This window comes from Salmonella sp. JXY0409-18 (assembly GCF_020268625.1).
GTDB classification, from domain to species: Bacteria; Pseudomonadota; Gammaproteobacteria; order Enterobacterales; family Enterobacteriaceae; genus Salmonella; species Salmonella enterica.
In genome coordinates this window covers 4,548,586-4,563,978 of the sequence record NZ_CP084216.1, presented here as the reverse complement: position 1 = coordinate 4,563,978, position 15,393 = coordinate 4,548,586, and the positions used below count along the sequence as shown (strand labels likewise).

Genomic DNA, 15,393 nt, shown 5'->3' with positions numbered 1-15,393 from the left:
TTAGCGCCGCCAGCGTCTCAGCAGGCGGCTTCGCATCCCGGTGTCAAAGCGCCAGATATGATCGAAAATGCGCATGATGCCGGGTTTGCCGTGCGCCGACATCGCCACCGCATGGAATCGATGCTGGTGAAGACGCTGCAACTCTCCCACTTTGCTCACCACGTCATCCGGCAAGCGCTGGGCGATAAAATCCGAAATGACCACCGCATCGGCATCAAACCATTCCCGTCCCTGCATTCTTTCAATAATGGCGCGAAAACAGCTGGCGATATCCGTGCCGCCGCGAAAACGTTGACTTAAAAAGCGGATGGCCTGCTCGATACCTTCCGGGCCGGAGAGTTCATAGCGCACAACGTCAGTGGAAAACAGCATAATAAAGCAGCGGCGGTTATCCGCCAGCGCAACGCGCATCAACGCCAGGCAGAACGCTTTTGCGCACTGCTCGTTAAATCCCCCCATCGAGCCTGAAGTATCGACGCAGACAATAAACGGTCCGCGCGGCTGCTCGTCGACATCCTGGTGTACTACCGGCCGTTCGGTCACTTTCTCACGCCACGCTTCGCCATGCAGGCGATAGGTGAGGAGCTGTTTTTCCACTAACCGGCGGTAAAATTCATATTCCAGCTCGGTGATGCCGAGCGTCGCCAGCTCTGGCGGCAACAGGCGCAGAATATCATCGCTTTGCTGAATACCGTCAACCTGCTCCGGCACCGTAGCGGGTTCGCGTACCAGTGTACGAAAGGTTTCCATCGGCGCGTCTTTTTTCGGTACCGATTTGGCTTCCCGCGAACGTCCCAGTTGTTCCGCCAGTTGCATTAGCTCCGGCTGGGCGGCGAGAAATTCGCCGTATTTGACGATCAGTTGATAATCACCACGTTTAAGCTGGCCCGCGCTCATATCCCACAGGCGGCCTGCGGCATTATCATTTTCCGCTAGCGTCGGTTCCAGTTGCCCGCTCAACGTCATCCGTTCCTGAACGTCACTCAGCAACTGCTCGCGCTCTTCTTCCAGTAGTTGCTGGTTTAACGTGGTGGCCTGCACCACCAGACTTAACCGCCAGCGTTGCAAAAAAAGCGTGTGTAGCGCAGGGGTAAAGGTACTGTTGCTCTCCGTCAACTGCTTCGCCTGCGCGGCATACGGTGAATGCAGGCGGTGAAGCAACGCCAGTATTTGCGGCAGTTGCACGATGAACTGTGGTGTAGAGAGAAGCTGGCTTTGCTGATAACACATGACCTCTTCCATGAGTTCCGGCGGAACGTGTGCGTCTTTAAGACGGCTGCGTAGCGCTTCCCGCCAGCGCGGGAGATCGGCGGTCACGGCGTTTTTTAAACGCGGAAACTTTTCAAAGAAAATGACCAGCTGTGGGGAAGCCAGTAGCGCAAGGATCATCTCTTCGACCATTCCCTCTTCGCTGACGGCCAGCATGGTATTTAGCGTATCCAGCGTCAGCATTGTTGCGCCTGGCGGATCTGTTCTCCTACATCCTGCAGGCTGGCCTCAATGCGCCCTAACCAGTCGCTGTGAATAAACAGGCAATGTTGCTGCTCGCTGAAGCGGGTATGCTGCTGGCGCCAGTCGTTTTCTAACGTTTCCAGCTGCTGTTTGATCTCCGCAGGCATACTGTCTTCAGCCGCTCCCGGTAACGCCAGACGGGTACCTTGTAGACTGATGTCGCGCACCACCAAATGTTGAGCGTTATCGACTTCCATATTCAACGTTTGGGCAAAGCCGATCCCGTTCAGTTTGCCGCGGATCTCGCCGCCTTTGGTCAGCCAAAGTTCCAGCGCGCTGCGGTCAAAGGTAATATGGATCACTTCCATATCATGCAGTTTTAGCGGTTTTTGTAGCAATAACGTCAACGTTGACGCGCTGGCTTCCGGCGGTAAAGTGTAATGCGGGCGGCGGCTGAACATACCGCCTTCTTTAATGACGGTGAAGGCGGTTTTATCGCTTTGCTGTTGCTGCAACTGGAGGCGACGCTGGACGATACCGCCGAGGCGAGTCAGCATGGCCTGCTGCTGCCAGGCGTGTCCGGTCATCAATATTTCCAGTTGCTGTTGCATGAGATTCAGACTCTGCGCGTCATACCACAAGCAATCTTTTAGCAGGATAAGGTCAATCGGCGCAACCGCGTCGCGTCCGCTAAAGAAGGCGCTGGCCTGTAACAGGCGGATGGCTTTCTTCCAGCGACGGTCGGAGACATAAGGCGCATTCGGCAAATTATCCAGCTGTTGGCGCAGAGTAAATATCAGCTCAAAGATCGGATCAGGGAGTGAAATCGCGCCGATATCTTTTTGCCACTGTTGATATTCTTCGTCGCTAACCTGTAACGAGGCAGGGACCGGGTTATCGCTCTCATCCTGCTGATTAACCAGCATGGAGCGGAAATTGGCTTTATCCTGAACTTTATCCAGCCACAGGCGAATCAACATTCGGTCGTACAAGGCTTCCAGGCTGCTGTCCGCTTCGGGCAGTTCGTTAGAGGCCGCCACCAGCAGCCGCATCGGAATTTTTTCCTCAAACGCGCCGTTGCGGAAATGGCGTTCGTTAATGGCGGTCAGCAATGTGTTCAGGATAGCGGGCCCGGCTTTCCAGATTTCATCCAGAAAAACGATTTCGGCTTCGGGAAGGTAGCCGGTCGTTAAGCGTTCATAGCGACCTTCATCTTTCAGCGCCTGAATAGAGAGCGGTCCAAAAACCTCTTCCGGCGTGGAAAAGCGTGTCATCAGATATTCAAAAGCGCGGGCGCGCTGGAAAGCAAACTTCAGGCGGCGGGCAATCAGACTCTTGGCGATACCGGGCGGGCCCAACAAAAAGACGCTTTCACCGCTTAACGCCGCCAGTAGGCACAGGCGTATGGCGTGACTACGTTCATACAGCCCCTTCTCAAGGGCGCTGCTCAGACGGGAAATTCTTTCCGCTAATAAATGTGGGTGAGCCATAATAAAGAGGCGTCCTTTCGACAAATGGATCATGCTAATTGCGAGTATAGACGTTTCACCACCGGGGCTATAATCGTCTGATGCGCTGTTTATTTTTCTTTGAGCCAGGTTAATCTGGCTTCATTTAGGGGTACGATTTTATGATTAATCGTGCATACTGTGCGCTTTTTTGTGGGCCAAGGGACTAAGCACACATTTCATATCTATACACTCATTCATTCAAACTACATCAAGGCGGCAAAGGAGTGAATCCCCTGGCACTGACTTAAACGTGTGACTGGGGTAAGCGAATGCAGCCGACAAGGAGGTAGCGTGAAGGGTGACGTGTATAAACGAAAGATGAGTCTATGAGCACTGATAATAAGCAATCGTTGCCTGCGATTACCCTCGCAGCTATTGGGGTTGTCTACGGTGATATTGGTACCAGCCCGCTTTATACGCTTCGTGAATGTTTGTCCGGTCAGTTTGGTTTTGGCGTTGAACGAGATGCCGTGTTTGGTTTTCTGTCGCTGATCTTCTGGCTACTCATCTTTGTGGTTTCCATCAAATATCTCACCTTCGTGATGCGCGCCGATAACGCGGGTGAAGGTGGAATTTTGACGCTGATGTCGCTTGCCGGGCGTAATACCTCGGCGCGCACCACATCCATGTTAGTTATCATGGGACTGATAGGCGGCAGCTTCTTCTATGGCGAAGTGGTGATTACGCCGGCGATTTCGGTGATGTCGGCGATTGAAGGCCTGGAGATTGTCGCGCCGCAGCTGGATACCTGGATTGTCCCACTCTCCATTATTGTGCTGACTCTGTTGTTTATGATTCAGAAGCACGGTACGGGAATGGTAGGGAAACTCTTTGCGCCGATCATGCTGACCTGGTTTTTAATCCTGGCGGTACTTGGCCTGCGCAGTATCATCGCCAATCCTGAAGTGTTACATGCGCTGAATCCTGTCTGGGCGGTACGTTTTTTCCTTGAATATAAAACCGTATCATTTATTGCGTTGGGCGCGGTGGTGCTGTCGATTACCGGCGTAGAGGCGTTGTACGCCGATATGGGACACTTCGGTAAGTTCCCGATTCGCCTGGCGTGGTTTACCGTGGTACTGCCGTCGTTAGTACTGAACTACTTTGGTCAGGGCGCATTGCTACTAAAGCATCCGGAAGCGATTAAAAATCCCTTCTTCCTGTTGGCGCCGGACTGGGCGTTAATTCCGCTGCTGATTCTGGCCGCGCTGGCGACGGTGATCGCCTCCCAGGCGGTCATTTCCGGCGTCTTTTCGCTGACGCGTCAGGCCGTGCGTCTTGGCTATTTGTCGCCAATGCGCATTATCCATACCTCCGAGATGGAGTCCGGTCAGATCTATATCCCTTTCGTTAACTGGCTGCTTTATTTCGCGGTCGTGGTTGTTATTGTTAGCTTTGAGCACTCCAGCAACCTGGCGGCGGCCTATGGCATCGCCGTGACCGGCACGATGGTGCTGACGTCTATTCTTTCTACGACCGTGGCGCGTAAGAACTGGCACTGGAACAAATATTTTGTCGCGCTGATCCTCATCGCGTTCCTGTGCGTGGATATCCCGCTGTTCTCGGCTAACCTCGACAAATTGTTGTCCGGCGGTTGGCTGCCGCTGAGCCTGGGTCTGATCATGTTCACGATCATGACCACCTGGAAGAGCGAGCGTTTCCGTCTGTTGCGTCGTATGCATGAACACGGTAATTCGCTGGAAGCGATGATTGCTTCACTGGAGAAGTCACCGCCGGTTCGGGTGCCGGGTACTGCCGTATACATGTCGCGCGCGCTCAGTGTGATCCCTTTTGCTTTATTGCATAACCTGAAGCACAACAAAGTGTTGCATGAGCGCGTAATCTTATTGACGTTGCGTACGGAAGATGCGCCTTATGTGCATAACGTTCGCCGGGTGCAGATTGAGCAGTTGTCTCCGACATTCTGGCGCGTGGTGGCCAGCTACGGCTGGCGCGAAACGCCAAACGTTGAAGAGGTGTTCCACCGCTGCGGTCTGGAAGGGCTTAGCTGTCGGATGATGGAAACGTCGTTCTTTATGTCGCACGAGTCGTTGATTGTCGGCAAACGCCCGTGGTATTTGCGTTTGCGCGGTAAACTGTATTTGTTGCTGCAACGTAACGCTCTGCGCGCGCCGGATCAGTTCGAGATCCCGCCTAACCGCGTGATTGAGTTAGGAACGCAGGTCGAGATTTAACCTCCTATCACCATGCCGGGGGCCGCGTTGGCTTACCCGGCCTGGCCAATCCGTAGATTCCCACAAGATAATCGCCATCGGGCGATTATCTTCATCTGATTTCCGCTAGCGAAACGTTTCGACGGCGATCACAATTCTGTTACGTCATGATGGTTTTATGAACACATCCAGGGTTACACTGCGGCCAGCGAAACGTTTCGCTAGTGGAGCAGAAAAATGAAGAAAGGCACCGTACTCAACTCTGAAATCTCGTCGGTCATTTCCCGTCTGGGGCATACTGATACTCTGGTGGTCTGTGATGCGGGTTTACCTATCCCGAATAGCACCGCGCGTATCGATATGGCACTAACCCAGGGCGTACCTTCTTTTATGCAGGTGGTGGATGTTGTGACCCGGGAAATGCAGGTTGAGGCGGCGATTCTTGCAACGGAAATCAAACAACAGAATCCGCAGCTCCACGAAACGTTGCTCACTCACCTTGAGCAACTGCAGCAACACCAGGGAAACACCATAAAAATTAGTTATACGACACACGAACAATTCAAAAAATTGACTGCAGACAGTCAGGCGGTGATTCGCAGCGGGGAGTGTTCCCCGTATGCGAACGTCATTCTTTGCGCTGGCGTCACTTTCTGAGGCCGCTATGGACGCATTACTGCAACTCAAAGGGATCGATAAAGCGTTCCCCGGCGTGAAGGCTCTCTCCGGCGCCGCGTTAAACGTTTATCCTGGCCGCGTTATGGCGCTGGTGGGGGAAAACGGCGCCGGAAAATCCACCATGATGAAAGTATTAACCGGCATCTATACGCGAGATGCAGGATCGTTGTTATGGCTGGGTAAAGAGACCACCTTTAACGGGCCTAAATCGTCTCAGGAAGCCGGGATCGGCATTATTCATCAGGAACTGAACCTGATTCCGCAGTTGACCATTGCGGAAAATATCTTCCTGGGCCGTGAATTTGTGAATCGCTTTGGCAAAATCGACTGGAAAAAGATGTATGCCGAAGCCGACCACCTCTTAGCCAAACTCAATCTGCGCTTTAAGAGCGATAAGCTGGTGGGCGAACTCTCTATCGGCGATCAGCAAATGGTGGAAATCGCCAAAGTGCTGAGCTTCGAATCCAAAGTCATCATTATGGATGAACCGACCGATGCGCTGACCGACACTGAAACCGACTCTCTGTTCCGCGTTATCCGCGAATTAAAATCGCAGGGGCGCGGCATTGTCTATATCTCTCACCGTATGAAAGAGATTTTCGAAATTTGCGATGACGTGACGGTCTTCCGCGATGGGCAATTTATCGCCGAGCGTGAAGTGGCCACGTTGACCGAAGATTCTCTTATCGAAATGATGGTGGGACGTAAGCTGGAAGATCAGTACCCGCATCTGGATAACGCGCCGGGTGAGATTCGCCTCAAGGTCGATAATCTGTGCGGACCGGGCGTGAATGATGTCTCTTTTGTGCTGCGAAAAGGCGAGATTCTTGGCATTTCCGGCCTGATGGGCGCCGGTCGCACCGAGCTGATGAAAGTATTGTACGGCGCGATGCCGCGAACCAGCGGTTACGTGACGCTTGATGGACACGAAGTGGTGACGCGTTCTCCGCAGGACGGGCTGGCCAATGGCATCGTTTATATCTCTGAAGACCGTAAGCGCGATGGACTGGTGCTCGGCATGTCAGTTAAAGAGAATATGTCGCTGACGGCGCTGGACTATTTCAGCCGCGCTGGCGGAAGCCTGAAACACAAAGATGAGCAACAGGCGGTGGGGGATTTTATCCGTCTGTTCAACGTCAAGACACCGTCAATGGAACAGGCGATAGGCCTGCTTTCTGGCGGTAATCAGCAAAAAGTGGCGATTGCCCGCGGGTTGATGACGCGCCCGAAAGTGCTCATTCTCGACGAGCCGACCCGCGGCGTGGACGTCGGCGCCAAGAAAGAGATTTACCAGCTTATCAACCAGTTTAAGGCCGACGGCCTGAGCATCATTCTGGTCTCATCTGAGATGCCAGAAGTATTAGGCATGAGCGATCGCATCATCGTCATGCATGAAGGGCATCTCAGCGGTGAATTTACTCGCGAGCAGGCCACCCAGGAAGTGTTAATGGCTGCCGCAGTGGGCAAGCTTAATCGCGTGAATCAGGAGTAAAAAAGATGACAACCCAGGCTGTTTCTGGTCGCCGTTATTTCACTAAAGCGTGGCTTCTTGAGCAGAAGTCGCTCATTGCCCTGCTGGTGTTGATCGCGATTGTTTCGACGTTGAGCCCCAACTTTTTTACCGTTAATAATCTGTTCAATATTCTTCAACAGACCTCCGTCAACGCCATTATGGCGGTGGGGATGACGTTGGTGATTCTGACATCGGGGATCGATCTGTCCGTCGGTTCCCTGCTGGCGCTCACCGGCGCGGTTGCCGCTTCAATCGTCGGCGTTGAAGTGAATGCGCTGGTCGCGGTTGCCGCCGCGCTGGCGCTGGGCGCTGCGATTGGCGCCGTCACTGGCGTTATCGTCGCGAAAGGCCGCGTACAGGCGTTTATCGCTACGCTGGTGATGATGCTGCTACTGCGCGGCGTGACGATGGTTTACACCGACGGTAGCCCTGTCAACACTGGCTTTACCGATAACGCCGATCTGTTTGGCTGGTTCGGTATCGGCCGTCCGCTGGGCGTTCCTACGCCGGTCTGGATCATGGCCATCGTCTTTATCGCCGCCTGGTATATGCTGCATCACACCCGTCTGGGACGCTATATCTACGCGCTGGGCGGTAACGAAGCGGCGACGCGTCTGTCTGGCATTAGCGTGAGCAAAGTGAAAATTATCGTCTATTCACTTTGCGGCCTGACAGCGTCGCTGGCGGGCATCATTGAAGTGGCGCGCCTCTCTTCCGCGCAGCCGACGGCGGGTACCGGCTATGAGCTGGATGCTATTGCCGCCGTGGTGCTTGGCGGCACCAGCCTTGCAGGCGGTAAAGGACGCATTGTTGGGACATTGATCGGCGCATTGATTCTCGGCTTCCTTAATAATGGTTTGAATTTGTTAGGTGTTTCCTCCTATTACCAGATGATCGTCAAAGCGGTGGTGATTTTGCTGGCGGTACTGGTAGACAACAAAAAGCAGTAACAACGACTACAGGACATCTGAAATATGAACATGAAAAAACTGGCTACCCTGGTATCTGCTGTTGCGCTGAGCGCCACCGTGAGCGCGAATGCAATGGCGAAAGACACCATTGCGCTGGTGATCTCTACCCTCAATAACCCCTTCTTCGTGTCGTTAAAAGACGGGGCGCAAAAAGAGGCGGATAAACTGGGTTATAACCTGGTGGTGCTGGACTCCCAGAACAACCCTGCCAAAGAGCTGGCGAACGTGCAGGATTTAACCGTTCGCGGGACCAAAATTCTGCTGATCAACCCGACTGACTCCGATGCGGTGGGTAACGCGGTGAAGATGGCGAACCAGGCGAAGATTCCGGTTATCACGCTTGACCGCCAGGCAACCAAAGGCGATGTCGTCAGCCATATCGCGTCTGATAACGTGCTGGGCGGTAAGATCGCTGGCGACTATATCGCGAAAAAAGCTGGCGAAGGCGCTAAAGTGATTGAGTTGCAAGGCATTGCCGGAACATCTGCGGCGCGTGAGCGTGGCGAAGGTTTCCAGCAGGCGGTAGCCGCTCACAAATTTAATGTCCTGGCCAGCCAGCCTGCCGATTTCGACCGTACTAAGGGTCTGAACGTCATGCAGAACCTGTTGACCGCGCATCCGGATGTTCAGGCTGTCTTCGCCCAGAACGATGAAATGGCGCTGGGCGCACTGCGCGCGCTGCAAACTGCCGGTAAAGCAGATGTGATGGTGGTTGGATTTGACGGTACGCCGGATGGCGAAAAGGCCGTAAAAGATGGCAAACTGGCAGCGACTATCGCTCAGTTACCGGATCAAATCGGCGCCAAAGGCGTTGAGGTGGCGGATAAGGTGCTGAAAGGCGAAAAAGTTCAGGCCAAATATCCGGTTGACCTGAAACTGGTCATCAAGCAGTAATAAACGACACGGGTCAACTATGGCCTGATGGCGACAGAAATACGCGAGCCTCCGCTGAGGTGAACGTAAAAAAAGAAAAGCAGGGCACGCGCCACCCTAACCGGTGGCGCACTTTGACGTGGAACCCCGAATATGAAAACCGCAGGTAATCTCATCGTCCTTGGCAGCATTAATGCCGATCATATCCTTAATCTTGAGTCCTTCCCTACCCCGGGTGAAACGGTAACCGGTAGCCATTATCAGGTCGCGTTTGGCGGGAAAGGCGCGAATCAGGCGGTTGCTGCGGGACGTAGCGGGGCAAATATTGCGTTTATCGCCTGCACGGGCGATGACGATATTGGCGACAGTATTCGTAAACAATTAGTCAGCGATCGTATTGATATCGCGCCAGTTAGCGTCATTAAAGGCGAGTCTACCGGGGTGGCGCTGATTTTCGTTAATGGCGAAGGCGAGAATGTCATCGGTATTCATGCCGGAGCGAATGCCGCGTTATCGCCGGCGTTGGTTGATGCGCAACGTGAACGTATCGCGCAGGCGGATGCGTTACTGATGCAGCTGGAATCGCCGCTGGAAAGCGTACTGGCGGCGGCGAAAATCGCCCATCAACATCATACTACTGTTGCGCTTAACCCGGCGCCTGCCCGTGAGCTACCGGATGAACTGCTGGCGCTGGTGGACATCATCACGCCAAATGAAACGGAAGCTGAAAAGCTGACGGGCGTGCGTGTGGAAAATGACAACGATGCCGCGAAAGCTGCGCAGGTTTTGCATGATAAAGGCATTCGAACCGTATTAATTACCTTAGGAAGCCGTGGCGTCTGGGCCAGCGTAGACGGCGAGGGCCGCCGCGTTCCTGGATTTAGCGTTGAGGCTGTCGATACCATTGCCGCCGGAGATACGTTTAACGGCGCCTTTATCACCGCGATACTGGAGGAGACGCCGTTGCCGGAAGCGATTCGCTTTGCCCATGCCGCCGCCGCGATTGCCGTAACGCGTAAAGGCGCGCAACCGTCCGTTCCGTGGCGCGAAGAGATAGAAGCGTTTTTACATCAGCAGGGGTAACGCTTGGCTACTATGAAAGATGTTGCCCGCCTGGCGGGAGTCTCTACATCGACGGTCTCTCACGTTATTAACAAAGATCGCTTTGTGAGTGAGACGATAACCGAAAAAGTTGAAGCGGCGATTAAATCACTTAACTATGCGCCTTCCGCGCTGGCGCGAAGCCTCAAGTTAAACCAGACCCGCACGATTGGTATGCTAATTACCGCCAGTACCAACCCTTTTTATTCCGAACTGGTGCGCGGCGTTGAGCGAAGCTGTTTTGAGCGCGGTTATAGTCTGGTGCTGTGCAATACCGAAGGCGACGAGCAACGGATGAACCGTAACCTGGAGACGCTGATGCAAAAACGGGTAGACGGTTTACTGCTGCTGTGTACCGAAACGCATCAGCCTTCTCGGGAAATCATGGAGCGTTATCCGTCTATTCCTACCGTCATGATGGACTGGTCGCCGTTTGATGGTGAGGGCGATAGCGATCTCATTCAGGATAATTCGTTGTTAGGCGGCGATCTTGCGACCCAACACCTTATCGATAAAGGATTTACCCGAATAGCCTGTATTACCGGCCCGCTGGACAAAACGCCAGCGCGTTTGCGGCTGGAAGGGTATCGGGCGGCGATGAAACGCGCAGGGCTGGTTATTCCGCAAGGCTATGAGATCACCGGCGATTTTGAATTTGGCGGCGGCTTTGACGCCATGCAGGCGTTACTCGCCCATCAACAGCGACCGCAAGCGGTTTTTACCGGAAACGATGCGATGGCTGTCGGCGCCTATCAGGCGCTATATCAGGCGGGGCTTCGTATTCCGCAGGATATGGCGGTCATTGGCTATGATGATATTGAGCTGGCGCGCTATATGACGCCGCCGCTGACGACTATCCATCAGCCGAAAGATGAATTGGGCGAGCTGGCTATTGATGTGTTGATTCATCGGATGGCGCAGCCCGCCTTGCAACAACAGCGACTTCAGCTTACTCCGGTTTTGACGGTGCGTGGGTCGGTTTAGATTTATGCCGTTCTTTAATCAGATTGTTGCCGTCTTTGGCTCTTAGCAGCATAAACATCAGCGCGGACACGATAGTGATCGCCCCCATCGTGATAAAGGTGTAGTGGAACTGTTCCACGGTACTGGTGCCCGCAAAACCTTCATAAATACGTAACACCGCCGCGCTGATCGCCACGCCTAAACTGATAGACAATTGCTGCGTAACCGCCAGAACGCTGTTGCCGCTGCTGGCGTTATCGTCCGTCAGATCCGCAAGAGTAATTGTATTCATTGCCGTAAATTGAGTGGACATCGCCATTCCAAGAATGAATAGCGGCAGTACGAGCATCCAGATCGGCATGGCGGGAGATTGAAACGAAAACTGGGCAATCATCAGACCGATAAATACCGTAATGCCGACCAGAGTCTTCCGGTATCCCAAACGTCGCAAAACCTGCGTTACGGTCGATTTCGCGATAATAGAACCCAAAGCTGTCGGCGCCATCATGCAGCCGGCGATCAGAGCCGGGTAGCCAAAACCAACCTGTAGCATTAACGGCATCAAAAAAGGTACGCAGCCTGTCCCCAGACGCGTGGCGAGGTTGCCGGCAATACCGACGGAAAATGTGCGTGTCTTAAACAGCGATAGTGATATTAACGGTGTCGGATGACGGCGGGCGTGGCGGATATAGGCCAATAGTAGAACGATACTGCAAAAAATAATGGCGGATGCGATCCATGTCGCCACAATCTTTTCGCCAAACAGTTCCATTCCGCTGGAAAATAAAACCAGACTTAACCCAAAAAGAAAGAAGCCGGTCATGTCAAACTTGCGACGCGGCGTGGTGAAGTTGGGCATATATTTGCGGGCATACAGAATGCCTGCAACACCAATGGGAATATTAATCAGGAAGATCCAGTGCCAGCTTGCCCAGGTCACCAGTACGCCGCCTAATACCGGCCCCAGAATCGGACCTACCAGCCCCGGCATAGTGACAAAGTTAAGAACAGGCAGCAGCTCACTACGCGGATAGGCTCGCAATAACGCAAGCCGCGCCACTGGCATCATCATCGCTCCGCCGACGCCTTGTACGACGCGAAAAATAACCAATTCAGATAGTGAACTGGAGAGCGCGCAGGCCAGCGAGCCTAACGTAAACAGACTTACGGCAACCATAAAGACGCGACGCGTACCGAAGCGGTCAGCCAGCCAGCCGCTTACCGGAATTAACATAGCTACTGTCAGGGTATAACTGATAATAGCGGACTGCATGGCGAGTGGTGAACGGTTAAGGCTATGCGCAATAGCCGGTAAAGCGGTATTCAAAATGGTGGCGTCTAGCGCCTGCATAAAGAAGGCCATCGCCGCGATCCACGGCAGGCCAGCCATACTGCGCGCTTTTTTGCTGGTCATTCAATATCCTGTTAATTATCTGGTCTTTCATTGGGCGCTATTAACAACGCCTGGCAGGCCTGGAAAGCGCGTTCGCCGTCGCCATCAGCGATGGCATCAACAATGGCCTGGTGCAAATCCAGCTTTACCACCTCGTTATAGGTGATTGAGGTAAAGTAAGTGTGATAAACCGAATGAAATAGCGTCGCAAAAGAGATTAGAAAGGGATTGGCGCTCATTTCGTAGATATGCTCGTGCCATGCCATATCCACTTCAATCCATCGTTCACGCTTAAAATGCTTTTTCAGCGCGACCATCTCTTCCATTAAGGCATTAAGCCGCGCTTTCTGCTCCGGTGTGCCAAGAGTCGCCGCCAGCAGGCAGGCTTGCGGCTCCAGGCTAATACGCATCACCAGAAAATGATCTACCACCTGATGAAAATTTTCTTCCGTCATCCACCAGGTCAGCAGCTCTTGATCCAGAAAGTTCCAGTTTCCCTGCGGCATCACCCGCGTACCAATGCGCGGACGGGGTAGCACCATACCTTTAGCCGTCAACGTTTTCACCGCTTCGCGAACTGCCGTTCGACTTACGCCGTACTGCTCGCCCAGTTCTATTTCGCCGGGAAGAATCGTACCAGGGGCGTAGTCACCCTTTAATATCCGCTGCGCCAGCTTTTCAGCCAGAACATAGGATAGATTTTTCTGTGCGGCTAATTGTTGTGCGCTTAAAGGCATGAATGTTCTTCCTTTCTCTTTCGTTTGGTTATTAGTATGCCACCTGGAAGTGTGATTGCAGTTGCAATAACGGCAATTTGCTTATTTTATGGCACGTTAAGCACGCCATTGATGAAAAAAGAGACACTCAGAAAATTATTTTAAATTTCCTCTTGTCAGGCAGAAATAACTCCCTATAATGCGCCACCACTGACACGGAACAACGGCATACAGGCCGCCGGGTCAGCGGGGTTCAGACCAGAACCTCACGGAGAAAAGCGAAAATAAACGCTTGACTCTGAAGCGGGAAAGCGTAATATGCACACCCCGCGCCGCTGAGAAAAAGCGAAGCGGCACTGCTCTTTAACAATTTATCAGACAATCTGTGTGGGCACTCGAAGATACGGATTCTTGACGTCGCAAGACGAAAAATGAATACCAAGTCTCAAGAGTGAACACGTAATTCATTACGAAGTTTAATTCATTGAGCATCAAACTTTTAAATTGAAGAGTTTGATCATGGCTCAGATTGAACGCTGGCGGCAGGCCTAACACATGCAAGTCGAACGGTAACAGGAAGCAGCTTGCTGCTTTGCTGACGAGTGGCGGACGGGTGAGTAATGTCTGGGAAACTGCCTGATGGAGGGGGATAACTACTGGAAACGGTGGCTAATACCGCATAACGTCGCAAGACCAAAGAGGGGGACCTTCGGGCCTCTTGCCATCAGATGTGCCCAGATGGGATTAGCTTGTTGGTGAGGTAACGGCTCACCAAGGCGACGATCCCTAGCTGGTCTGAGAGGATGACCAGCCACACTGGAACTGAGACACGGTCCAGACTCCTACGGGAGGCAGCAGTGGGGAATATTGCACAATGGGCGCAAGCCTGATGCAGCCATGCCGCGTGTATGAAGAAGGCCTTCGGGTTGTAAAGTACTTTCAGCGGGGAGGAAGGTGTTGTGGTTAATAACCGCAGCAATTGACGTTACCCGCAGAAGAAGCACCGGCTAACTCCGTGCCAGCAGCCGCGGTAATACGGAGGGTGCAAGCGTTAATCGGAATTACTGGGCGTAAAGCGCACGCAGGCGGTCTGTCAAGTCGGATGTGAAATCCCCGGGCTCAACCTGGGAACTGCATTCGAAACTGGCAGGCTTGAGTCTTGTAGAGGGGGGTAGAATTCCAGGTGTAGCGGTGAAATGCGTAGAGATCTGGAGGAATACCGGTGGCGAAGGCGGCCCCCTGGACAAAGACTGACGCTCAGGTGCGAAAGCGTGGGGAGCAAACAGGATTAGATACCCTGGTAGTCCACGCCGTAAACGATGTCTACTTGGAGGTTGTGCCCTTGAGGCGTGGCTTCCGGAGCTAACGCGTTAAGTAGACCGCCTGGGGAGTACGGCCGCAAGGTTAAAACTCAAATGAATTGACGGGGGCCCGCACAAGCGGTGGAGCATGTGGTTTAATTCGATGCAACGCGAAGAACCTTACCTGGTCTTGACATCCACGGAAGTTTTCAGAGATGAGAATGTGCCTTCGGGAACCGTGAGACAGGTGCTGCATGGCTGTCGTCAGCTCGTGTTGTGAAATGTTGGGTTAAGTCCCGCAACGAGCGCAACCCTTATCCTTTGTTGCCAGCGGTCCGGCCGGGAACTCAAAGGAGACTGCCAGTGATAAACTGGAGGAAGGTGGGGATGACGTCAAGTCATCATGGCCCTTACGACCAGGGCTACACACGTGCTACAATGGCGCATACAAAGAGAAGCGACCTCGCGAGAGCAAGCGGACCTCATAAAGTGCGTCGTAGTCCGGATTGGAGTCTGCAACTCGACTCCATGAAGTCGGAATCGCTAGTAATCGTGGATCAGAATGCCACGGTGAATACGTTCCCGGGCCTTGTACACACCGCCCGTCACACCATGGGAGTGGGTTGCAAAAGAAGTAGGTAGCTTAACCTTCGGGAGGGCGCTTACCACTTTGTGATTCATGACTGGGGTGAAGTCGTAACAAGGTAACCGTAGGGGAACCTGCGGTTGGATCACCTCCTTACCTTA

At 53.3% G+C, this 15,393-nt stretch carries 11 protein-coding genes and 1 rRNA gene; 8 read left to right on the top strand and 4 right to left on the bottom strand.

The annotated features are described in order from the left end of the window. Positions 1-1,452 (bottom strand): ATPase RavA stimulator ViaA, encoded by a 1,452-nt coding sequence (viaA, locus tag LDB27_RS22120; RefSeq protein WP_000956581.1) that lies wholly within the window; start codon positions 1,450-1,452, stop codon positions 1-3. Further along, positions 1,446-2,942, bottom strand: coding sequence for an ATPase RavA (ravA, locus tag LDB27_RS22115; RefSeq protein ID WP_000940983.1), 1,497 nt, complete (start codon positions 2,940-2,942; stop codon positions 1,446-1,448). Before ravA ends, viaA begins: the two co-directional genes overlap by 7 nt. A gap of 347 nt (positions 2,943-3,289) precedes the next feature. Between ravA and kup the strand changes: the two genes are divergently transcribed. The 7 genes from kup to rbsR all read left to right on the top strand — a co-directional run bounded on the left by kup (position 3,290) and on the right by rbsR (position 11,257). Next, entirely contained in the window at positions 3,290-5,158 is a 1,869-nt protein-coding gene (kup, locus tag LDB27_RS22110; RefSeq protein WP_000102338.1) for a low affinity potassium transporter Kup, read from the top strand. A gap of 216 nt (positions 5,159-5,374) precedes the next feature. Further along, complete coding sequence (rbsD, locus tag LDB27_RS22105; RefSeq protein WP_000715944.1) at positions 5,375-5,794, top strand: D-ribose pyranase; 420 nt, start codon at positions 5,375-5,377, stop codon at positions 5,792-5,794. Positions 5,795-5,801: 7 nt separating this feature from the next. Next, a complete protein-coding gene (gene rbsA, locus LDB27_RS22100) occupies positions 5,802-7,307 on the top strand; it encodes a ribose ABC transporter ATP-binding protein RbsA (RefSeq protein ID WP_000339359.1) in 1,506 nt (501 codons plus the stop codon). A gap of 5 nt (positions 7,308-7,312) precedes the next feature. Continuing rightward, positions 7,313-8,278: a ribose ABC transporter permease gene (gene rbsC, locus LDB27_RS22095; protein WP_000211345.1), complete on the top strand. Its 966-nt coding sequence runs from the start codon at positions 7,313-7,315 to the stop codon at positions 8,276-8,278. A gap of 24 nt (positions 8,279-8,302) precedes the next feature. Beyond that, positions 8,303-9,193 carry a ribose ABC transporter substrate-binding protein RbsB gene (rbsB, locus tag LDB27_RS22090; RefSeq protein WP_001056260.1) on the top strand — a complete coding sequence of 297 codons (891 nt, stop codon included), beginning with the start codon at positions 8,303-8,305 and terminating at the stop codon, positions 9,191-9,193. A gap of 132 nt (positions 9,194-9,325) precedes the next feature. Continuing rightward, a complete protein-coding gene (gene rbsK, locus LDB27_RS22085) occupies positions 9,326-10,255 on the top strand; it encodes a ribokinase (RefSeq protein ID WP_000844733.1) in 930 nt (309 codons plus the stop codon). 3 nt (positions 10,256-10,258) lie between these two features. After that, the gene (gene rbsR, locus LDB27_RS22080; protein WP_000224488.1) at positions 10,259-11,257 is read left to right on the top strand and encodes a ribose operon transcriptional repressor RbsR; all 999 of its coding nucleotides are present in this window, start codon (positions 10,259-10,261) and stop codon (positions 11,255-11,257) included. Here the strand turns inward: rbsR and mdtD are convergent. Both mdtD and LDB27_RS22070 read right to left on the bottom strand, forming a co-directional pair. Next, positions 11,223-12,650: a multidrug transporter subunit MdtD gene (gene mdtD / locus LDB27_RS22075; RefSeq protein ID WP_000202071.1), complete on the bottom strand. Its 1,428-nt coding sequence runs from the start codon at positions 12,648-12,650 to the stop codon at positions 11,223-11,225. The genes rbsR and mdtD overlap by 35 nt on opposite strands. Before the next feature lie 11 nt (positions 12,651-12,661). Beyond that, on the bottom strand, positions 12,662-13,366 hold the full coding sequence (locus LDB27_RS22070; protein WP_001131144.1) for a FadR/GntR family transcriptional regulator: 705 nt from the start codon (positions 13,364-13,366) through the stop codon (positions 12,662-12,664). A gap of 480 nt (positions 13,367-13,846) precedes the next feature. Here LDB27_RS22070 and LDB27_RS22065 point away from each other — a divergent pair. Beyond that, positions 13,847-15,388 (top strand): 16S ribosomal RNA (locus tag LDB27_RS22065). The last annotated feature ends 5 nt before the right edge of the window (positions 15,389-15,393 follow it).